At 30.2% G+C, this 23,571-nt stretch carries 21 protein-coding genes and 1 pseudogene; 1 reads left to right on the top strand and 21 read right to left on the bottom strand.

Going from position 1 to position 23,571, the window contains the following annotated elements:
- The 19 genes and pseudogenes from ACX6CF_RS01080 to ACX6CF_RS00990 all read right to left on the bottom strand — a co-directional run.
- Positions 1-219, bottom strand: a pseudogene (locus ACX6CF_RS01080) (IS1634 family transposase); the annotation flags it as partial.
- Between the two features lie 298 nt (positions 220-517).
- A complete protein-coding gene (locus ACX6CF_RS01075) occupies positions 518-976 on the bottom strand; it encodes a GNAT family N-acetyltransferase (protein ID WP_458783440.1) in 459 nt (152 codons plus the stop codon).
- Between the two features lie 338 nt (positions 977-1,314).
- Complete coding sequence (locus tag ACX6CF_RS01070; RefSeq protein WP_458783439.1) at positions 1,315-2,139, bottom strand: undecaprenyl-diphosphate phosphatase; 825 nt, start codon at positions 2,137-2,139, stop codon at positions 1,315-1,317.
- Between the two features lie 237 nt (positions 2,140-2,376).
- Positions 2,377-3,429 (bottom strand): ATP-binding cassette domain-containing protein, encoded by a 1,053-nt coding sequence (locus ACX6CF_RS01065; protein ID WP_458783438.1) that lies wholly within the window; start codon positions 3,427-3,429, stop codon positions 2,377-2,379.
- The gene (locus ACX6CF_RS01060) at positions 3,419-4,123 is read right to left on the bottom strand and encodes a GTP-binding protein (RefSeq protein WP_458783437.1); all 705 of its coding nucleotides are present in this window, start codon (positions 4,121-4,123) and stop codon (positions 3,419-3,421) included. Before ACX6CF_RS01060 ends, ACX6CF_RS01065 begins: the two co-directional genes overlap by 11 nt.
- 21 nt (positions 4,124-4,144) lie before the next feature.
- The gene (locus ACX6CF_RS01055; protein WP_458783436.1) at positions 4,145-5,371 is read right to left on the bottom strand and encodes an ABC transporter substrate-binding protein; all 1,227 of its coding nucleotides are present in this window, start codon (positions 5,369-5,371) and stop codon (positions 4,145-4,147) included.
- 211 nt (positions 5,372-5,582) lie between these two features.
- Positions 5,583-7,982 carry a hypothetical protein gene (locus tag ACX6CF_RS01050; RefSeq protein ID WP_458783435.1) on the bottom strand — a complete coding sequence of 800 codons (2,400 nt, stop codon included), beginning with the start codon at positions 7,980-7,982 and terminating at the stop codon, positions 5,583-5,585.
- 203 nt (positions 7,983-8,185) lie between these two features.
- Positions 8,186-9,028, bottom strand: a complete 843-nt coding sequence (locus ACX6CF_RS01045) for a carbohydrate ABC transporter permease (protein WP_458783434.1) — start codon at positions 9,026-9,028, stop codon at positions 8,186-8,188.
- On the bottom strand, positions 9,028-9,894 hold the full coding sequence (locus tag ACX6CF_RS01040; protein WP_458783433.1) for a carbohydrate ABC transporter permease: 867 nt from the start codon (positions 9,892-9,894) through the stop codon (positions 9,028-9,030). The genes ACX6CF_RS01045 and ACX6CF_RS01040 overlap by 1 nt, the downstream gene beginning before the upstream one ends.
- Positions 9,895-9,920: 26 nt before the next feature.
- Positions 9,921-11,306: an ABC transporter substrate-binding protein gene (locus ACX6CF_RS01035; RefSeq protein WP_458783432.1), complete on the bottom strand. Its 1,386-nt coding sequence runs from the start codon at positions 11,304-11,306 to the stop codon at positions 9,921-9,923.
- A gap of 76 nt (positions 11,307-11,382) precedes the next feature.
- On the bottom strand, positions 11,383-12,180 hold the full coding sequence (locus tag ACX6CF_RS01030) for a sugar phosphate isomerase/epimerase family protein (RefSeq protein ID WP_458783431.1): 798 nt from the start codon (positions 12,178-12,180) through the stop codon (positions 11,383-11,385).
- A 47-nt stretch (positions 12,181-12,227) separates the two neighbouring features.
- Entirely contained in the window at positions 12,228-13,223 is a 996-nt protein-coding gene (locus ACX6CF_RS01025; protein ID WP_458783430.1) for a LacI family DNA-binding transcriptional regulator, read from the bottom strand.
- 212 nt (positions 13,224-13,435) lie between these two features.
- Positions 13,436-14,287 carry a YitT family protein gene (locus ACX6CF_RS01020; protein ID WP_458783429.1) on the bottom strand — a complete coding sequence of 284 codons (852 nt, stop codon included), beginning with the start codon at positions 14,285-14,287 and terminating at the stop codon, positions 13,436-13,438.
- Positions 14,288-14,669: 382 nt separating this feature from the next.
- Positions 14,670-15,245 (bottom strand): hypothetical protein, encoded by a 576-nt coding sequence (locus ACX6CF_RS01015; protein ID WP_458783428.1) that lies wholly within the window; start codon positions 15,243-15,245, stop codon positions 14,670-14,672.
- A 200-nt stretch (positions 15,246-15,445) separates the two neighbouring features.
- Positions 15,446-16,252, bottom strand: coding sequence for a sugar phosphate isomerase/epimerase family protein (locus ACX6CF_RS01010; protein ID WP_458783427.1), 807 nt, complete (start codon positions 16,250-16,252; stop codon positions 15,446-15,448).
- Complete coding sequence (locus ACX6CF_RS01005) at positions 16,233-19,295, bottom strand: efflux RND transporter permease subunit (protein WP_458783426.1); 3,063 nt, start codon at positions 19,293-19,295, stop codon at positions 16,233-16,235. The genes ACX6CF_RS01010 and ACX6CF_RS01005 overlap by 20 nt, the downstream gene beginning before the upstream one ends.
- A 3-nt stretch (positions 19,296-19,298) precedes the next feature.
- Entirely contained in the window at positions 19,299-20,162 is an 864-nt protein-coding gene (locus ACX6CF_RS01000) for an efflux RND transporter periplasmic adaptor subunit (protein WP_458783425.1), read from the bottom strand.
- A 127-nt stretch (positions 20,163-20,289) separates the two neighbouring features.
- Positions 20,290-20,919 carry a TetR/AcrR family transcriptional regulator gene (locus ACX6CF_RS00995; protein WP_458783424.1) on the bottom strand — a complete coding sequence of 210 codons (630 nt, stop codon included), beginning with the start codon at positions 20,917-20,919 and terminating at the stop codon, positions 20,290-20,292.
- 113 nt (positions 20,920-21,032) lie between these two features.
- Entirely contained in the window at positions 21,033-21,773 is a 741-nt protein-coding gene (locus ACX6CF_RS00990; protein WP_458783423.1) for a flavodoxin family protein, read from the bottom strand.
- Positions 21,774-22,045: 272 nt separating this feature from the next.
- Here ACX6CF_RS00990 and ACX6CF_RS00985 point away from each other — a divergent pair, with 272 nt between their 5' ends.
- Positions 22,046-22,186 carry a hypothetical protein gene (locus ACX6CF_RS00985; protein WP_458783422.1) on the top strand — a complete coding sequence of 47 codons (141 nt, stop codon included), beginning with the start codon at positions 22,046-22,048 and terminating at the stop codon, positions 22,184-22,186.
- A 109-nt stretch (positions 22,187-22,295) separates the two neighbouring features.
- Here the strand turns inward: ACX6CF_RS00985 and ACX6CF_RS00980 are convergent, their stop codons facing one another.
- Together ACX6CF_RS00980 and ACX6CF_RS00975 are read right to left on the bottom strand one after the other, a co-directional pair.
- On the bottom strand, positions 22,296-22,931 hold the full coding sequence (locus ACX6CF_RS00980; protein ID WP_458783421.1) for a CatA-like O-acetyltransferase: 636 nt from the start codon (positions 22,929-22,931) through the stop codon (positions 22,296-22,298).
- 99 nt (positions 22,932-23,030) lie between these two features.
- A complete protein-coding gene (locus ACX6CF_RS00975) occupies positions 23,031-23,513 on the bottom strand; it encodes an LURP-one-related/scramblase family protein (protein ID WP_458783420.1) in 483 nt (160 codons plus the stop codon).
- Between the last annotated feature and the right edge of the window lie 58 nt (positions 23,514-23,571).

The following is a 23,571-nucleotide window of genomic DNA, read 5'->3' as shown; positions in this document are numbered from 1 at the left end:
AGTACAGTCATAATAAAGGATATTAGTATTTCGTTTCGAAATTTTCAAGCTATTATTATATAAAGTTGATTGAATTAAATCAGATTCTTTAGCAATAACTTGCAGAGCTCTATATATATGATGAACATCAAAAACAGGCTGTTCAATAAACTTTGAAGAGAGTTTGAAAGTAGAAAGTTTTGAAGAAGGAAAAAGAATTCTACCGTAAATCAATCTAGTTGTTTTATGGTTCTTGCAATATATAGATTAATAGAAAAGAAACTAGATACTAAATATACATGTAATGAAATAGTATCTTGACTAAAAGAAATGAAAAAAATTTTAAAAGAATCTAAAAAATAAAAAAACGCGCACTTTTTACACCCTAACAAAAACCTTGTATTCCTCTATTTATAAGGGTTTACAAGGTTTTATTTTTTCAAAGTGTCAAACTCAGGATTACATGTTCAGCCTATGTTTTTAAATCATATTAACTCAAGTTTTTCCCGATTCATCATGTTAGCAAAAGTTAGATAGGTCAAAATTGTCTATTCATTGCTATAAATTCTTTTTCTTCATCATTTACATTCCATATGAACTCATCAATAACATTGAATCCTAATTTTTCATATATTCTTATTGCCCTTTTATTGAACTTAGCAACAAGTAATTCTATTTCCTTGAAATGATATCTTTCTCTTCCAAAGTCAAGTATTTGGGTTACTATTTCAGTCCCTAATCCTTTCCCAGTCATATCTGGTCGCATCTGAACTCCAAAAGTTATACTATCCTCATCAAAATTGAAACAACAATTGCCAATCAATTGCTTTTTCTGATTATATATAACATATGTATCTTTCTCATTATGTATATTACTCGCCCATTGCTTTTTTGCTTCTGTTTTATCATTATTATAGAACGAATATATTCCTTCATATTTCCAGTCTACAATCTCTTTTGCATCTTTTTCATTAGGTTTTCTAAATTCAATTTTCAAATTAAATACCTTCTTTCTTATAATATTTATACATTATATTATTTGGGAGATATTTATATTTTACCATTAATCAATCTAGATATTAATCTAATGAATGGTTCTGAATGGAAGATGAGAATAAGCAATAAAAAGGCTAATATCAATCGATATAGCCTTTCAAATAATTTTTAACATATTATTTTAGTAATTTTTCTTTTCTTACTATTCTTCTAATACTCTTTTCTGAAAGAAAATATATATCAGCTAATTCTTTAATACTTAACCCTTTAGTATATCTAATAAATATTTCTCTGTCTCTTTTATCATATATATTATCACATTCTCTTATGATGCTATTTTTATTTAAATATTGTAAAATATAGGATTACAACGATTCCCAATGCTATTCTGTACCAACCAAAGACTTTGAAGTCATGTTTTTTAATATATCCTACCAAGAATTTTATAGCTATTATTGAAACTACAAAAGCTACTATCATTCCAGTTAGAAGAACCAATAATTCTAGACTTGTAAATGCAAAACCAAATTTTAAAATTTTAAGTAAGCTGGCGCCAAACATAACAGGCATAGCTAAGAAAAATGTGAATTCAGCTGCTACAGTTCTTGATGTTCCTATAAGTATTGCTCCTAATATAGTTACTCCAGAACGTGAAGTTCCAGGAATTAGAGACAATACTTGAAACAACCCTATAATAAGTGCTGTCTGATAAGTAAGCTCTGATATATTATCAACTTTACACGATCTACCTTTATTCCATTTCTCTATTATGATAAATAAAATACCATATAATATCAATGTTATAGTAACCGTCTGATAGTTATAGAATAATTCATCCATTTTATCGTCAAATAATATACCGATAACTCCTGCAGGAATACATGCAATAATGATCTTCACCCATAATAGAATAGTATCTTTTTTAATGAACTCTTTTTGTTTAAATGAAAATGGAAAAATCTTATTCCAATAAATAACTACCACTGCCATAATTGCACCTAGTTGAATAACGACGAAAAACATTTCTTTAAAAGCTTCCGACATATTCAATTGTAGAAATTCATCAACTAGAATCATATGACCTGTACTACTTATCGGCAACCATTCTGTAACTCCCTCTACAATGCCGATGATCAATGCTTTAAATATCTCAATAATATCCATATAAAAAATTTCCTCCTGCGTAAATAGCTTGTTCTATGTTGTTAAAATAATACATTTCTTCAATTATACATTAAATCAAGGCACGTATGCAATAAGATAAACATTAAAAAACCCTTAATTTCATTAATATTTCATAAAAAAATTTTAAGAACTGGCTGTCCCACAATAAATTTTAACAGCTATCAAATCATTAGATAGTCTTAAAACCCATTGTAAAACAGCCCTATCATTATCATATTAATGGATACTTTCATAAACATTCACATTGTTTATATCTTCTCTATAATTAATTATTTCCCCTTTTCTCAGAGACGTTCTTAATTCTTTAATTACATTATCCATCTTTTCTAATTCTACAAGCATAGCTTTTTCTTCTTTTCCCGTTTCAATAACCTTATGGATTCCACCATTTCTTATAACTATTCTCTTATCAGCCATAAGTGCTAAACTTGGATCATGAGTAGCCATTAATACAATCTTTTCTTTGCTGACCAGAAGATTAAGTGCTTTCTTTCTATCAATACCAGCATTTTCAATTTCATCTATCAAAACAATGGGGGATGTGCTTAGAATAGCTGTATCCGCTATCATTAAAGCTCTAGATTGTCCACCACTTAGGCTGGTGATAGGAGTATTAAGGTCAAATGCTTCTCCTGCTAGATTATTAGCGGCTTCTATAATCTTCTTTATTACTTCTTTTTCATTTTCAACCATACGACTTTTTGCATGAAGTTCAAGGAATTCACTGACAGTCAAATCCATAACAAAATTCATGTTTTGAGATAGCTGTGCCACTAATTTATTCCCAGATGAAAACCTCCATTTCTTATCTGGTTTTTCACTATTAATTAGGATAGCTCGACCTGTTGGAGTATCTTCATTAGCTGTCCATTCTATATCAGCTAATAATCTACTTTTACCTGAACCCGTTGGACCAACAATAGATATGATTTCACTTTTTCTGATAGTGATATTGTCAAAATTCTCTTTTTGTCCTGATTTATCATGTCCAGCTATAATTGTCAATGAATCAACTGGTTTTTCTTCTTTTATACCTAAGAACTCCAGCATTGTGTTGATATATATGATAATATCTTCAGTCAATTTTGTTGTATCAATAGCCCATTCTTCTCTTTCTTCTTCTGTAAAATGTTCCAAAAAACTAATGAAGGTTTTATCTTTATAATCATCAACCTCTAATTTATTATCAGCGAAAAAAGATATAATAAATGGATATTTATTTTCTATTTCATTAATCGTTAATATGCCAAGTTTATCTCTATTTATCATCGTCATCACCTAATTTCATTTTTCTTACATTACCCATTTGATAGTCATTGCCAATTCTTGTTTCCCCTAAACAATATGAACAAAGTGCTGATGGCATTGAGAATCTTAATTTTTTACCTTTAACGGTAGTTGTATTGGTTTCTTCATCATATAATAGAGTACTTAATTCAAATGCCCCTTGTCCAGTTAATCCATTGATATGCATTGTAACAGCTTTTGGATTAACAGAATTAACTCTCGAAGAGAACACTTCCCTCTCTGCTTGTGACACGATATCACCTTTTGTTATTACAACAATATCAGCTGATTTCAACATAGGTCCAATTTTCTTAGGTGTATTTATCCCACTAAGGTTATCAATTACACAAATAGCTTTGATATCCTTAATATAGGGAGAACAACGGTTACAAAGACCTGCACTCTCAGTAATCAATAGATCCAAATTTTCTTTTATTCCCCACTGAACAACTTCTTCAATGTTACTAACAAAGTAATGGTCAGGACAAAGGGAACCCGATAAACCTTTCTTAACAGGTATTCCCGCTTTTTTATATAATATATCATCGTCTGTATAGAGACAGTCAAACTTAACTACACCTACTGATAATCCTCTTTTTTTAAGAGCACCAATGGTTTTAAGAATTACCGATGTCTTTCCAGAAGATGGAGGTCCTGAAATAGTAACTAGATTCATTTTATCACCTTTCTCTCTATATTAAACGTCTATAGTTTCATTAAAAATTCTCTCACATCTGTTAATTAATTCACCCATATCCTTATTGTAGATGTAATCCCAACCTAACCACATATATTTATGCTCTTTTGATATCATATTATCCACTTCTGGATTAACACTAGGAAACTTTCCGTTATGAGATAATATTTCTCCTACTTCTTTTGAAGCAAAGAAATCAACTACTGGTTGTAATTTATCTTTTTTACTCTTTTTGGATAGTAAGAATATAGGACTTATTATAGCTCCATCTGAAGGCCATACAGGTTTCATTGGATCATTCTTCTTAATCATTTTAGTAAAAAAGTAAGGCATGATAGTAACAACTGGTTTCTGCTGTTTTCTATGAGATTTTACCATCTCAGATGGATGCATACCTGTAGATAAACATTTCCCTAATCTTCTTAACCCTTCTTCACCATATTTTTGATGAATATTCAATAATATTGCATTAAATAAATCAAAATCACCGATTGGTAGACTTACACTATTTTCAAATTCTGGTTGTAATATATCTTCCCATGATTTTGGCATATTTCTACCATTCAACTCTTGGGTATTTATTAAAAACACTGCTGGCACTACCCCCATTATAGAATAATTCCTATTAGGGTCTTTCAGACATATTTCTTCATTATCAAATTCCTGATTATAATGCTCCATTTTTGTTATATCTTCAAATACACCTTTTGATGCCCATTTACCAATTAATTTTTTATCAAAAAACAAATCAAAACCTGCTGATATGAATATATCAGATAAAACATCTGGATTTTCAGTTTTCTCTAATGATTCTTTTAACCAATCTACTCCCATTGATGCTGCTTTTAATTCGTACTCTATCTTAGTACCTAGATTATTGCCAGTACTTTCCATCCATTTAGTGAATGATTCCATAAGCGGTATTCTAACAGGACAAGGTAATATACCTTCAATTTTTATATCAGCATCATTACTAGTGACTTTATCAGTTTCATCATTTATAGCTTTATTATGATTAATAGCATCCTCAAGGTTTTCAGTAAAAACTTCTGAATTTATTTTTTTCAATTTTAACGCAGTTTCTAGAGTAATTGTTTTTCCTATTAGTTTTCTTTTGTTTTCATCTTTCATACCTGGAAATCCAATTGATTCAAATAAATCTATGGTCTCTGGATAACGTTCTGTAATATCATATAACGAGTCATTCACATTAAAATATGTTGTCATAGTATCATTCCTTTCAGTCTATATGGTTAATTAATAATTTCACTTTATCATTTTACTTATTTTCTATTATACTATTATTTATTATTTTAGCTGTATCATATGTTACCAACAAGAAATATAGCATAAAAAAACTTACTAAACCCTTACACTTATGATGTGAGGGTTTAGCAAGTTTTAGTCTTTTTTTCATATTACATTTTACAGTCTTTCATTATTGTGCTTTTACATCAATGAGATTATCATTAATGGTGATAGATATATTATAATTATTACTTGTAACCTCAATATTATTATCAACATGTTTCACTTTGAATTCATCATTTCTTTCTAACATGACTGCAGTTACATTAAAGTGTTTGTCAGCTTTTTTTGTTGTCAATTCCAATTGGAAAACATCTTGTTTCTCTCCGTCTTGAATATGTCTCACATTACTATCTTGGTATTTCCAATTCAATGGTATTACATTCATAATGCATTTATCAAAGTCAGCAGTGAATCTGCCTTTTTCCTGTTCTTTATAGTCAGCATAAGAGTTCAATAAGAATTTCATTTTATGTTCTTCATATAATTCAACATCATCAACTACAATATATACCTCTGCACATGGAGAATATATTTTTCTCGTAGATTGTTTCATTAATCCTATTTCCCATGCCTGTGTTTCATCACTGGCTATGGTTACATAATCCCCTTCTTTTTTTGCCATGATAATCTTCCCGCCATAACATTCCATTGGTTGACGGGCTAGCTTCCCATTATCAAATACAGGCATGAACAAGCTATGGTTATTAGCACAACATAAATTACTTAGATTAGCATCATGATAATATCCAGCACCGCAATCTGGACATAAAGTAATACCTTCTGCTTCTAATATTATACTGCCTTTATCTTGGTGAGAATGCCCTACATATAGTTCACCGCTACAATAATGTAGATGAGCTTTACTAATATCTTTTCCTTGTCTATTAATATCCACTTGTCCAGTGACTTCAAAGATTCCTTGTTCAACTATAGTATCTCCTTCTATTTTCTCAACTAATGGAGATGCCACTAATGTAAATACATCATCACTTACATAACCTTTTTCTAGCAATTTGGTATAGAGTAGTAACCATACTCCATTACCAGTTAACTCATAGAAACTATAGGCTATATTAGCTTTTAGGTGAACACCTGGATGAGCATCATTAATAGGCAAAAGTACTGTACCATCATCTTGTTGAGATAAGTGTGATAATATGAACTTGCCAGTCTTTGATAGTATGTCTTTATATATTGAGAAAGGTTGTTTTTTATATCTTGCCAAAGCATATAAAGATGGTATTACATTGGAAAATGTATACTGCCAATAATGTGGTCCTTCCAATGTTCCACCATCTTCTTTTACATAGTTATCAATCATTTCGATAATATCTTGTTCTGCTTCAAGAATATTAGAATGATATCTTGGAAATCTATGTACCAAGCCTAATAATCCAGTTACTCTACCTCCACTGAATACAATACCTTGATTCATCTGTCTAATATAATCCACGCATTTGAAATCTGCTTCTAATCTAGGTAATCCCTTCATTGTAATAGCATCTCTTATTATCTGCTTACCATAAGGAGTAAGTAGAGAACCAGCCCAATCAAGAACATAACCACAGCTTTTGCAATATATCTCTTCTGTAAAACTTCTATGATGCCACATAGCTCCTGGGAATACCCCCATAATACTTTCACACCAATATGTACAATGAGCTACGGATAATGCGCATCTACAAGCCATTCTCAACATTTCATAGTCTCTTTCAATTAATCCAACAAAAGCTAATTTTTCCATTATAGTGTCTAGAGCAGGCTTGTCCATATTTCTATCACGACACCAGCGTCTATCTGGTTTAGGTACATATGTTCCAATTAATTTTTCTGGTTCTTTTTCCATATACTCTTTGGCTAACTCTACCATACCCTCATAAGCTGATTTGAAAGGTTCTTTTTTAAACTTATCCCTTAGAGTGTCTAGGTCTTCATTGTCAAATAATATCTCTATTTCCGCATTAAAATCAACTTGACCTTTTTCTTTGAAAAGTCCTGTCCATTCGCTGTCATAATGACTTTTACGGCTCTCCATGAATTCTACTCTCTTAGAATTGGCAAGCCCCAACCATGCAATATTAGCTGTTATATAATCTTTGGTTGCTATGAAATCAATTCTGATGGTTGTTATTTTATTTCCTGTTATTGATAAGTCATATTCTCCTGTAATTCCATGACCTTTTATCTTGTCACCTATCTTCTTGTATTTACCATCAATAGTTATATAAACATCCAACAATAATTCTTCTGGTATTGATGCAAAAATTTTAAATGTATCATATGTATTAATATCAAGTTCACATTCTCTTGACATAGACATAGCCACTGTATTTATTGGGGCTTTATCAATATTTATGCTGGCAAAAGCCCATCCTTGACTTATTCGTCCTATAGTTTTTTCACTATACTCTATTTCATACTCATCTAGCACACGATATTTTTCATGTGGATTGGTATGTTCACTTGTACCACCCTCCCAAAAAGGTTCAAAAATTGCCTCAGCTTCATTAATCTCAACTATCCTCATAATCTAGCACCTCATTTTATTATAATAACTAAATCATAGCAACTTCATTATCATAATAAAACCCTAAAAAATAGATTATAGGGGCAATATTTTTACTTGTTTCATTGTTACCTGATTCAATTATTAAAACAGCCCAAGACTGAACCAGCCTTGAGCTATTAGAGGAATTATTTATAATAATATAATATTAAATTGTAACTAGCTTATTTAACAGCACCTTCTGTTATACCATTAATTACACGTTTTTGTGCGAATGCATAGAATATCATTATAGGTATGATACTGATTACTAATGCAGCTGTTGCCAGATCCCATTTTTTCGTGTATTTTCCAAAGAAGTAGTAAGTTTTTAATGGGATAGTATGCATTCCAGGTTGATTAATTATTAGTGAAGGTAATAAGAAATCATTCCATAACCACATGACATCTAATATGACTATCGTGAATACTATTGGTTTCATTAATGGTAATACAATTCTCCAAAACACTCTGAAAGGTCCACATCCATCTATTATAGCTGCTTCTTCAAGTGCTATGGGAACATTTTTTATGAATCCATGGAAAAACATGATTGCCATACTAGAACCAAATCCAATATACATTACTATCAAACCTGGTATATTAAGCATGTTTAGTTTTCCCATAAATTTTACTAAAGGTAACATGACACATTGAAACGGAATAAGTACTGCACCAGCATAAACAAAAAATATTAAAGTACTGACTTTCGATTTTCTTCTAACCAATACCCATGCAGCCATTGCTGAAGTGATAACAATCAATGTTGTTCCTACAATAGTTATAAACAATGAATTAGTAAAACTCCTTAAAAAGTCCATTTCAATAAATGCATTTACATAGTTTTTCAATGTAAAATATTCTCCAAAAGGTAATGCGAATATTTCTTTGAATATACCTTTCGATGTTTTGAAGGAATTACTTAACAGCATATAAAATGGTGATATGTATATAAGTGCTAATATAACTCCAAAAATGCTTATTAATATATTCTTCTTCTGCTTTTTATTCATTTTTTTATTAGCCATTACATTTCCACCTCTTTCTTTTTAGTAAAGTAAAGTTGTGTAAAAGTAATGATTCCTACAATAACAAGGAATATAATTGCTTTCGCTTGCGCCGTACCTAATTCATTATATGTATAAGCCGTATTATAAAGGTTAAGTGTCAACATCTGAGTTGAATTATGAGGTCCTCCATTAGTAAGTGCCAAGTTCTGGTCAAAAACTTTAAATGCACCTGATATATTCATGAATATACCTATAGTGATAGCTGGTACGATTAGAGGTAGTGTAATATGTTTGAACTTCTTAAGTCCAGTAGCACCGTCTATACTCGAAGCTTCCCATACATCTTGAGGTATTGACTGCAAACCAGCAACATAAATCAACATCATATATCCTATACTTTGCCAAGAACATACAATAACCAGTCCCCAAAAACCAGTCTCAGGAGTTGATAACCATCCATCAAAGAATGCCCATCCTAAGTTATCAGCTATGCTTTCAAATCCTTTTGTAAATATAAATTGCCAAATGAATCCAAGTAATAACCCTCCTACTAAGTTAGGTAAGAAAAATGTGCTTTTCAAGAAATTACTTACTCGCAATTTCTTAGTAACTAATAATGCTAATAAAAATCCAGCTACATTAACAATGATTACTTCAACTATAACGTATTTAACTGTGAATAAGAACGCATCTCGAAATCCTGGATCCTTCGTAAATATTTCAATATAATTATGAAAACCTATGAAATTGATTTTTTCACTAATACCATTCCAGTCCGTGAAAGAATAATATATTCCTAAAAACATAGGGATAATTACAACTAATAAAAATGATATCCCACTTGGAGCTAGGAAAAGCCAAAATACTTTTTTGGAATTTCTCATTTTTCTTCATCCCCCATACTAGTTAATTAATTTTCATTTCTTTTTTTAGCCAATTCTTCCCATTGTTGTTTACAATAATCAATTGCGTCATCCCATTCTTGAACACCCGCTAGATATTTTTGAATTGATGTTCCCATGATATCCATACACCATCCACTTGGATAACCCATGAATACCCAAGGCATTGTTTTCCCTGCATTAGTATATCTTTGTACTGCACGACTTAAGCTGTCTTTTGCTTCTAATCCATCATAATTAGTGAATGGTGGGATGAAGAAGAATTCATTTACAATAATTTCTTTTCCTCTTTCTGATTGGTATAACCAATTCAAGAAATCTTTTGCTGCTGCTTTTTGTTCATCCGTAGCATCAACATTGACTGTCCAATACATTGGTACACCTATTGGAATACTATCTTCTATAACTCCTTCAAGAGGAATAGGTAAAATATCTAATTGTTCAGCTATTTCTTGGTCAATACTACTTACTGAAGGATATATCCAGTTACCTTGTTGAACCATAGCTACTCTACCGATAGCTATACCATTTTCTACTGATGTAGTATTATCTACTGCACAAAGCTTTTGTTTATTATCTGCATCTGATGAATAATCAGCTTGTATATCTACTATCTTCTTAAGTTGGTCACTATACTTATACTCAACTGTATCAGCATTGAATGCATTTAATGCACTACCGAATTCTTTACTTAATGCAATATTAGTTGTATGTAATCCAGTTAACCAAGTTTCCTTAGCCGGTAATTCAAATACTGCTTCAAGATCAGGGAATTGTTCTTTTAAATCGCCTGATTTAATCTTTTCATCTAATGTTTTAACTGCTGTTTCAAGAGTTGCGAAATCTTTTATAGTAGTGAGATCAACTCCAGCTGCTTCAAACATAGCTTTGTTATATACAAATCCATATCCTTCTACTGAGTATGGTAATCCATATACTTTATCATCTATAGTAACATCGCCCAATGTTCCTGTTGCTGCATGTTGTACCCATTCTTGTTCTGTGAGTTCTTCTAACTTATATAACCAATCATTAACATCTGATGGTCCCCCTACATTAAATATAGTAGGTTCTTTACCCGATTGCATCTTTGCTTTTAATTGTGTGCTGTAACCTTCTCCAATTGATTGAACATTAATTCTTACATTTGGATTTTCTTTCATGTACTCTGCTGCCGCTACATCAAGAGCTTTTGCTATTTCTAATTTAAATTGGAAAAGTTCAATCGTTACATTTGAAGCTTTTTTTGTGTCTTTTTGCTGTTCTTTACTAATTTCTTTTGCATCCTCTTTTTTATCATCACCCTTAGAATTAGAACAACCCGCTAATGATACTAACATAGCCATTACTAATGCAATTACTGTAAACATTTTAAAACCGTGAAATTTTTTCATTATTAGTTCCTCCATAGTTATAAGTTTATAGTTTTTATAGTCTAAGATTAGACCGTACTATCAATTTTGCTAAATATCAATTTAAAATATATGGTTTTATATAGTTAATAGAAAAATCAATGCCCTTTTGTCCTAATTCGCCTTCCCAATTCTCTGAATGTGGTTCAAGACATAAAGCATCATCATATTTAGCGGCATACAATATCGCCATGAATCTACCCCAGTCTATTTCATCCATACCAATTGGCGGATCATCAAATCTTTTATCATTAATTTTCATCGCGCCCTTTAGATGAACATGATAAAATCTATGTGCCCATTTTTTCATTTCTGTCAAGTAATTTCCTTCATTATATACAGCATGTGATGGATCATATTTAATCCCTAAATCCTTGAGATGACCATGTATAATAGTCCAAGCCATATCACTATGTACAAAATTATTCCATCTGCAATTATAAGTTGATATCTTAACCTTCTTAGGTTTTCCATATTCAATCAATTTCTCAAAGTATTCTATTGCCTTTGAACAGTTTTCATAATATGACAGCCCTTCTACATAGTTACATGAAGTTACTACATTAGTACATCCAATAGTACTTGCTGCATCAATTAGTTTATAACCAAATTCAATCTCATCTTCAATCAAATTACCTTTTTCATCAATTTTATCAGTAGCCCAGACACTTATAGCAGCCACGCATACTCCATATTCTTGAATATAAGATTTTAATCCTTTTATAGTTTCTAATTTCTTCAGGGATTTATCAATTCCAAATGTAGGATGTAAGCAAAATTCCAATACATCAAGCTTTCTTCTTTTTGCATCTATGAAGCTTTGTTCACAAGGTTCTGCAATAATTCCCAATTTCATCTAAATCACTTCTTTCTAGTACCTATGGATGAGTATAAGGTTATTCGTTATTTTGCTAACGTGGATTCTCTTATTGTCAATTTATGACCTAGGGTTATATACTCTTTTTTGCAATTAATGTTATTGATCTTTCTCAGTAATAATTCCATTGCAACTTTACCCATTTCATATCTTGGCTGAGAAACTGTAGTAATCGGTGGATTGTAATAAGCTGCTAAATTAGTATCATCGAACCCTATGACACTCATGTCTTTTCCAACTACAATGCCCTGTTTTGTAAGTTGTCTTATTACACCAACCGCTATTGCATCTGATCCACAAAATATTGCTGTAGGTGGTTTAGTTAGATTCATTAATTTTTTACACCCATCTATACCATCTTGAAATTCATAATCAGATTGGATTATATAATCCTCATTAATCTGTATATTATTATGTTCCAACGCATCTAGATACCCTTGTTTCCTTTTTACAGACGACACAAAGCCGTTTTCACTACCAATTATGGCAATTTCCTTATGACCAATATCAATAAGATATTGTATTGCATCAATAGATGCTTGATGGTTATCAATACTTACCCATGAAACATCTGTATTTCTAATGTATTCACTACATTGAATAACTGGATAACTATTAGCTATGTCAATCATGGCATCTCCATTCATTTCAGGAGCTGTAAAAATAATTCCATCGATTAAGTGATTATAAAACATATTCAAATATGCTTTTTCTTTTTCTTTGTTAGAATGGGTACTACATACCATAACATAATAATCTTCTTCGTTTGCTACATCTTCTACACCTCTTACTATCTCAGAATAAAATTCATTTGATAAAGTAGGTACTAACACTAATACTTTATAAGTCCTTTTTTTCCTAAGATTACGTCCCAATAAATTAGGAGTATATTGAAGCTTATCTATAGCTTTTAATACCTTGTTCTTGGTATTAGTAGAAACTTTATCGTTATGGTTGATAACTCGGGATACTGTTGCTACTGAAACACCTGCTTCACGAGCTACATCTTGAATATTGTTCATCATTTCACCTCTTTTAAGGTAATGTAATCCATTACATCGGTTATAAAAAAATATAGTCATAATCAACTATGATGGTTATTAGATTAAGAAGTTTTATAAGTATAATATCTAACAATTTGTTTTTAATGTAATGGTTTTCATTTGTTAAACATATAATAATATACAATAGTTTAAAAGTCAATAGCTTTTTTTTCATATTTTTGTATAAAAATCTATATGGCTCTGCTTTTGAATCCTTCTCCATCTATTTCTCCTGCTTCTGTAGCTACAATGAATGCTGAAGGATCAATATACTTGATAAGTGTTTTAGCATTGTATACTTCTCTTTTTTTGACTGCTACTATTAACACATCTTTATTTTCACCTGAATATGCTCCTCTGCCATCTAGAAATGTTGCCCCTCTCTTTAGCTCCTGTGTAATACCCTTAGCAACCTCATCACTCTGATTACTCATAATGAACAGCAACTTACCTTTATCGCAAGCTTCTAAAAAAGCATCTACTATTTTTGTTGTAATGAACATAGTAATCAATCCATACATAGCTGATTCTATATTCTTATAAACAATGGCTGACATTGATATCACTATAAAATCTATTGATAATAGTATTTTACCAATTGATAAGTACGGATGTCTTCTCTGTATCAGCTTACCTAGTATATCTCCTCCACCTGTTGAAGATTCGGTCATGAAAACTATAGATAATCCTACCCCAAGACATACTCCGCCAAATATAGCAGCTAACAATGCATTTTCTTGATAAACCGGTAACCAGACTACTCCAACATCTAACATAAATGAAAGTATGACTACTGATATTAGTGTTTTGAAAACAAAATTTCTGCCTAAAAAAACAAATGCTAAAATTAATAAAGGAACATTGATTACTAAAGAGGTCAATCCTATTGGCACACCTGTAAGATAATTAACTAGAGTAGCTATCCCGGATACACCACCAGGAGCTATTTGATTCTTAGAAGTAAAAACATATATCCCAGTAGCAAATAAAAATAATCCTATTGTATTATTGAATATGTCCTTTAATATTAATTTTTTTTCCATTTATAATATCTCCTCTACTTATTGATAAATCCCTGAAAACGATTACATCACTTCAATAAAAAAAGATATCATACTTAACTTCCAATATATTATAACTTGTAGTTTACTTCTTAATTCTTTATATTGAATTTAAACATAAAACCCAGAATAGGTCAAGAACATTTTTTTATTCCAAAAATGATTTATGATTTGATTAATAATTTAATTTTCTACCCTTTAACATAAAATCAGCTGACTCATAACAAATTATTTTGTCCATATCCACCTATAAGATAGCCTATTTTAGCCTATCTAAATAAGATATGTAATGTATTATGGGTCAGCTCTATATCTATACTAAATCATTTTTCAGATACTTTTTTCCAAATCTAATTATATTTTTTTATCCTACCATAACTTGCGGGAATTCTTTTTCGTGACAGAATTCTGACAATTTTCCTTCATACACTTTATTTAATTTAAATTTATTCAAATAATAGAAATCAACTGTAGAGACTAATGTACTTCTCTTATTAAATAGTTTTACACCGCTTCTCTCGTATACGTGTGATACAAAATGTGTACATACATATCCATATGGAATTTTTACTGGTATATGTAACATCACTGTAAAAATCCCAAAGATATTGTAATAATATCTTCTTTTTCGTTTTTTAAAGTGATTAATATTCTTAATTAATTTATCATATTGCTCTTTTGTAATTTCCATTTTGCATACTAAACAAGTAGTATTTTTAAAACGAGCATAAGTTCCTTTGTCAATATATTCTCTGACAAATCCTCCAATTAAAGGGTTTCTAGGGAATTTTCTACCAAAACTGTACATCTCGTTCAAATCTTCGTCCAGTGCAACCGATACATGGTTATATGGTATTTTGGTATAGATCTTGATTAATCTATTCAATACAGAACCAGTATCAGAAAGCATAATATAAGTGTCTATTGTATCTTTCTTCATGGTCAACCCTCATTCATAATAGTCTAGGTAATAATGATTATTTTTTTAGTCTTATGTCATATTACCATATTTTTGTACCGATAACAATTAAAAATGAATTAGAAAAATCTTAAGTTTTGATATGAAAAATTAATATTCTTAAGTCATATTATTATTAATTTGTCATAAAGTTAATTAATCACCTCTTTAATTTTAACCAACTATAATATATATTCGAGTTCAGTTCTTAATATAACAGCCTTATCATGTACCATTTTTAGAAATTTTTCAGGATCATATTGATTTTTTGTTTTGTCATAAAAAACTTCAAACGATAAATTCCCTGTATATTCTATTTCTTCCAACTTAATAATTATCTCATTCCAATCAATAACGCCCTCATAAGGTAGCCAATGTCTATCTGTACATCCGTCATTATCAGATAAATGTAGTGCCATAAGTCTATTACCGTATTTATTTAAAACCTCACAAATAGAGGTGCTATACAAATTAGCATGAGAAGAATCGTAACACACTCCTAGCCAATCCGACTTAATATTCTTTAGGATATACTCAAAAAATTCTTCTTGCCTTGTATTTTCAATAGCAATCCTGATACCATACCTTCTAGCTTCATCTAAGATGGTTTTTATGGAATTAAGTCCATTTATATTAGGTTTATGTGGATAGTCACCTTGAGTCAAATGCATGACGATTACAGGTATATTATACGTATAGCAATCATGAATACATTTAATAAATTCATTAATTATATAGTTACGCTCCACCTCATTATTACTCCATATCTTATTGCATTCATAGTATGGTGCGTGTATATTTTCAATACTAATATCCATTTCTAAGATTTTCAGCAAATCTTTTTTACCTTCTTTTGAAAATAATTCTTCATCCCACCATAACATAATACTGTCAAAACCAGCTTCTATTATCTTGTTGACGCGTTCAGTAGGAGGCATAATATATCCAAACCAATTAAATATTCCTAATTTAATTTTGCTGTTTTTCATTTGTACCGACCTCATCATTCTTGGTTTTCTCTACTAGAGTATATACAACTGGTATAATCACTAATGTCAATATAGTAGATATCATCAGTCCACCCATTAAAGCTATTGCCATAGGACTAAAGAAAGAACTACCGGATAATGCTAGTGGTACTAACCCAATAACTGTTGTAACAGTACTTAACATGATAGGTCTAAATCTCTTATCAACTGAATCTATACATGCTTCTATCAAAGATGCTCCTTTTTCCCTAGCTCTATTGATATATTCTATCAATAATATAGCATTATTCACCACAATACCAATCAAACTGATTATACCTAATAATACTGTAAATGTTACTTTTATGTCTAATAAAACAAGTATCAAGATAGAACCAATAAGTGATAGAGGTACAGTCAATAATATTATTAACGGCTGCTTGAATGAATTGAATTGTAATAATAGTATAATATAAATTATTGCAATTGAAAAGATAGCAGCTATATCAAGTCCATTTAGATAAGTATCCATAGTCTGTTTTTGTCCATAATATTTTATATTCAAATCAGCTGTGTTCAGCTTATTATTAACCATTGATTCAACTGTATTCCCAATATCAACAATGCTATAACCAGATATGACATCACACTGTACTATAATCGCTTCTTCACCATCCAATCTATTGATAGCTGGAAGGTTCTCTTGTAACTGTATGTTAGCAACTTGTTTCAATAATACTTTGTTACCTGTTATATTAGATTTTATTGCTAGATTTTTGATGTCTCTTATATCTTTTGCATTGCTCTTAAGATATACCTCATAATTCCTGTTGCCAAGATTAGCTGTGGTAGGTGTAGAACCATATAATGACAGATTCAATTGTTTTTGAATATCATATTTAGTCAATCCATAGGAAGCTGCTATATTGGTATCTATATCAACTTTATATTCATATTCTTTACTTAGTATATTAGTTCTTACGTTCATGGTTCCCTCTTTGCTCAATAATTCTTTTTCTATTTCTTGTGCTATATTTGTCATTCTTTCAGTATCTTCTCCTGCAATGATTACCTTGAAATCAGGACCGCTTTCTGTCAACTCCAATCTTCCTACTGTAGCCATACCATTTTGCAATACAGAATCAAGCTTTTTCTGTAGATACTGAGAAAAATCATTTAGATTCTTATGTGATTTAGTTTCTTTCAGATTAACCCTGAAAAGGATTTGACCTGTATCCTCGGTTGACGCTAGAGAGTTAATGGTAATATAGAATTTTGGCATAGAACCACCTATTGCAGAGGTATAGGTAGTAATATCCTTTTCTTGTGCTAATATTTTTTCCACTTCTTTAACTAATTCTTTTGTTTTACTGATATCTCCTTTTACTTCACCTTTTATATTTATATACATGATGTCCTTATCCGCATATGGGAACAGATCTATCTCCAAGGTAAAGATAGCTAGTACAGACAAACCCAAAACCCCTAGACTAATTGCAATAGTTGTGATTTTATGTTTCAACCCAACTTTTAGGAACCCTTTGAAGAATCTTCTTATTATATTTCTCCTATTCTTCTTATCTTGGCTATGTTCCTTGAAAAACAAACTAGCTAGTGCAGGTGTCACAAGCATTGCAACAATGAAAGATGCTGTAAGGGATATGAATACCACTTGTGGAAGACTTTGTACGAATTCACCCGCTGCTCCAGGAAGTACAGTAATGGCTGCAAATGCTGCAAGGGTTGTCAGCGTAGATGTAAGAACAGGAACTAATTGTTCTCTCGCACCTAGATAAGCAGCTTCTTTTTTGTTATTTCCTTCATTTAACTTAACTTGTATGGCATCACTTATGACAATTGAGTTATCCACCAATATACCCAAAGCCACAATTAATCCTGAGATTGACATCTGCTGAATATCTATCCCCAACAATTTCATGACAATGAAAGTAATACAAATCGACAATGGTATAGATGTAGCTACAATAAGAGCATTTCTTATCCCAACACCGATAAGCACAACTAATAAAACGAATAACATACCTTCTAACAAACTAATAATAAAGTTATTGACTGAATTTTCCACTTCTTCCGGTTGGAACAAGACTTCATCTATATCTAAAGATTCATCAGATGAATTTTTATAGTTATCAATAATGTTTTTAACATCTTTACCTATATGGACAATATTTTTATTTTTTTCAAAATAACCTGTGAGAAGTATTGCTTCTTCACCTTCATGAGTATACTGCCTTACATTTTCTCTTCTTTCTATACCTACTTCTGCAATATTTTTTAATCTGACAATACCTCCTGTTTCAGGAGATATGGTAATAATTAAATCTTCTATATCTTTTAGTGATTCATATTTCCCTGGGGTACTTACTGTTATTTTTCCTTTATCGGTTTCTACATATCCAGAAGGAATATTTAGATTTTGTGAAATAAGGAGATTATTTATATCTTCGATTGATAGATTATAAGTGTTTAATGATTTGTAATCTACCTCGATGACAACTTGTTTTTCCTTCAATCCGTCTATGACGACTTTTTTCACGCCACTAACTTTAATAAGTTCTTTTCTAATATCATCAGCATAATCAGATAATTTGTCATAACTAAGTTCCTTTGATGACAAACTGATTATGAAACCAGCAGAGTCAATTAAATCTGTTTCCACAACGGGTTTATCTGCGCCCATTGGTAACTTGCTTTCCATACCATACATGGTTTCTCTTAGATTATCCCATTGCTCACTACTATCGATTTCAGTATTAAGTTTAACGATTACTATGGATACATTATTATTAGAAATGGATTCAATACTGTCTATTCCATCTAAAGTCATAGCTTCTTCTTCAATAAGCTTAGTTACTTGTTCTTCCACTTCTTTCGCTGATGCACCGGGAAATGTAACTGTAACAACCGCTGCGGGAGAAGTAGTATCCGGGTTTTCCTGCTTAGGAAGTAAATAATAGTTGTATAATCCATAAATAATTAAAATAATAGCTAAAAGTATAGTTGTTTTTCTTTCTTTTATGGCATACCTAATAATTCTACCCATATACTATTTCACCTCTTCTTCAGCAGTTTTTACTAATTGACCTTCTTTCAGATTGGATGTTCCTGATACGATAAGCTTATCTCCCTCATTAAGACCGTCTACCAATATCTTATTCTTACTATATCCTTTTATAGTTATATTTTTTTTAACTGCACGATTGTCATCACCCATGAGATAAACAAACGGCTCTCCTTCATTCAATACATTATTGATATCAAGATAAAATCCTTCTTCTTGACCGATTATCAAATCAATCTCTGCTACCGCTCCTACTATATAATCCTCTTTTTCGTATGTACCTACCAACTCTATTTGAGCAGGGAAGGTCTTACTTGATTCATCTGGATAAGGACTAATTTGACAGACTCTACCCGTTGTTTCCTCACCATTAATCAGGATAGTTGCTTTTGTTCCAATATCAATTTTTTTAATATCTTTTGAGATTATTCCAATAGATGCTCGATGATTATACACATTAAGGCTTATTAATGAATCACCTTCCTGTACCGTAGTTCTTGATTTTGCAAATATTTCTTTCACATATCCATCTACATCAGATTTAACGGTTAGTGTATTATCTTCATTCTCTTTTACCATGAATAATTCTTCATCTTTATCTACTTTTTGTCCTATTGCTACATTTACCCTGGTAATCGTTCCTGATACATCTGTAAATAGTATTCGTTCATCATTAACTATAACAGTACCTAAATAATCTAAAACAATGTTATTCATTTCTTTTTTTACTTCTTTTACCTCTACTGTTCTTACTATTTCTTCACTTTTTGCAATTTTATCTGGAATCAGACTACAGCCACTTAAGCTTACAATAATAATTAAACAGACTATTATTAATTTCAACTTCATTTCCTTCCCTCCAATCTACTATAAATATATTTATTTAAAGTATTGCCATCTAAAAAGAGAATCATGGTTCATTTTATGATAAAAAAAATAATTTTATTTTTTTTCACAACTGTTTCATTAAACGATTTTATAAGAAATATAATTTAACAACTTTATTCATCAAATCAGCCATATCAAAGGATTCTTCCATGTTAATAACCATATAACTCAAAGTTTCATAAAAACCTTTTGCCAAGCTGCGTGCATATAATTTATCTTCATCCTCTAAATAGGTTTTATTCATATCTTTCTTGATCTTTCCATAAAGCACTTTTTGTATTATCTCTATTAGATCAAGTCTTGAACTAGGAACCTCTTTACTGCTTTGAAAAAATATAGTAGCTTTATCTCTATTTTCATTTATGTACTCACTTAGTTCATAACAAATCTTGCTGACCATGGGGTATACACCTAGATAATTAGGATAGTCTTCAAGCTTACCCACGATATCATAGACATCTTCCTCCATATCTTCCAGATTGACCATATTATGAGTATTATCTTTGATGATGTTGTTAACAGTGTCTACGAATTCTTTTATGATTTCATTATACAAATCTTCTTTACTGTTAAAATATCTATATAAATTTCCCACAGCTACTTTTGCTTCATTTGCAATGCTTTTCATAGAAGTTTTAGAATAACCATATATTTTAAACATATCTACAGCTACATCAAGAATTCTGTTCTTAATGTCGTCTTTCAATACTTGTGGCATTAGTGAACACCCCTTCATTATTGTATTATCTATTATTATACAGTATCCATTTTAATAAAGCCAGTATTTTTTAATGTTTTAATCAATTCTTAAGTTCATTGCATTAATTCTGATTATTCTTCCACTCTATTGACTTTTTTATATAGCATATTATAAAATCTATTAGCTATTACTTTTTTAAATATATTAATCTTAGCATCATAAAAATAGTTTCTTGACAACCAACCTTTTTCATCCCAATATTTTGCATCTCTTTTAATAACTTTAAGTGCTAATACTTTGGATACAGAAAAATATATTAATTGTTGTATGCTAGGTTTGTAAGATTCTTTTTTCATCATAAGATGTTCAACAAATTTTTTATATTCCTTTGGTTCTATTTCTTCATTCATGGTTGTTATTTTCCTGCTTATATTATCCGTTGGAAAAGCTCCCCATTGAATAGCTACATTATCCATATATTTAACTGTGTTGGATATGCCTGAAGAAGATGTTGTTACTACATTCATCATTGGTATTCCTGCAAGAGCTGGCCTATGTACCCATCTGCATGTTCTATCAATAAACATTTTAAGTCTTCCACTAATATTATTAAGATAGATTGGTGTACTTAATATTATTCCATCATATTCTTGTAATTTTTCCATTAATATATCCATGTCATCGTCCAAAAAACATTTATCTTTTAGGATACATGACTCACATCCTGTGCATAATTCTATGTTATAGTCATGTAGATTAATTATATCTACATCAATATTATTTTTTTTAAATTGTTCTTTAATATTAATTAACAGTCCATAAGTATTTCTTTTTCTTTTACTACTATTAATTGCCAGAACTTTTTTATTCATATTATCATCACTTTCTAATTATTTATATACATATTTATATTATCATAAATATTTCAAAAAATCATTTTTATTTCCGTATTATAATATGTAAAATTATTCCACATTATTGTATTTTCGCAACAAATCATTTATAACTATATTAATTATGATATCCTTTATTCTATGTAAAATACATGATAATAAATATCTATTTGTATTAGGGAATAAGGTATAATCAAAGCCTCGATTGCAAATACTACTAATGTGTAAATTAAATAAAAGGGATGATACATGTGAATAATTTTAATAATCTAAATCAAGTACCTATAGCTAATTTATCCAATAATGAACTAGATAAAATTGCTCAACTAGAACAGGAATTCAAAGAAAAATATTATTTGATTGCATTTGAGAAAGATGAAAGTCAAAATTAAAAACATCTAACATTCTGTAAAATAGACTTTGTTTAGTTCCTTACCTCTAAACAGAGTCTATTCAATTAATAGCATAATATACGATTTCTATACTTTATATAGTATCATATCAAAAATACTCTTCAGGGTTATTCATGATTTCTTGTAATCGTTGAAAATATTTTCCTACATGAAACCCATCAGCTAACGCATGATGTACTTGTACAGATAGAGGTAATTTAATCACACCATTTTCTTCAAAGAATTTTCCCCAACCTATTCTTGGTATACTATCTACCGGATTAATGTTAATTGGATGTGAAGCTGTTGTAAATGAAATCCAAGGAAGACTTGTTAGATATAGAACATCATCTTTGCTAGAATCATCCTTCAATGATATATTTTCTTTGGCTTTTTCCATTTCTATTATAATATTTTCTTTGAAAATATTAAAATCATCAAAGTAGTCTACTGTACAAAAACCAAATAATTCTTCATCTCCCATTATAGTAAAAGCAGCTCTAACTTTATCATGCTCTATAACCTTATCTCCTCTTATTCTATACCTGAATTCCTTAATTTCATTAGCAGTTTTGGAAACTGCATATATTGTAGATATAAAAAAATTTTGATCATTTTCCTTTATGTATTTATAGAACTTAGTTATATCTATATTAGCGCAAATATTATAATGTGGGTAATCTAGTCGTTTATAGAAATTATAGTGTTCTTTCCTTTTCCAATTATCAATGTCAATAATTTTCATAATATCATACTCCTTGAATAAAATTTCTATTTAAAAGACACCTGTAAGGTGCCTTCTATTAGCATAAAATTTCGTTGAAATACTCCAAACAAATAGTTGTTAATGATTATTATTATCATGAATTATCTGATCAATTACTATTACTAGTGCAATTATAAATCCATAATCTTCATCATCATTAACATCAACACCATATGTATCAGAAAAACTAAAAAACTCCTTGGATACTGTAGCTATAACATTACCATTTTTCATTATAGAAAAATTATAATTAAAAGGTCTACCATCTATATCGTAATACCCATTTTCGCTTTCAATATTGAACTTAGAACCAAAAAAAGCTATTTTTTTCTTAACTAAAGCAACTGGATTGCCTTTTTTGAAAATGGTGTACTCTGGCAGCATTCTCAGAAGTTTTTGCTCTATATAGAATTGTTCTTCTCCAGACATATCAAATAATTGAAGTTTGTCACCTAAGCTGAAAACTTTACCCTTCACTATAAAAAAATCATTCCCCATTTCATCTTTAATAGTAAAGTCGTCTCCAAAACTAAAAATTTTTTCCCGTATTTGGAATCTCATATAATTAATCACCCTTATTAAATTATTTTAGAAACGCCATAATACTTAAAATAAATAT

The organism is Vallitalea sediminicola (assembly GCF_054408565.1).
Note: the sequence above shows the minus strand (reverse complement) of the source record. Positions and strands in the feature narration are given on the sequence as shown.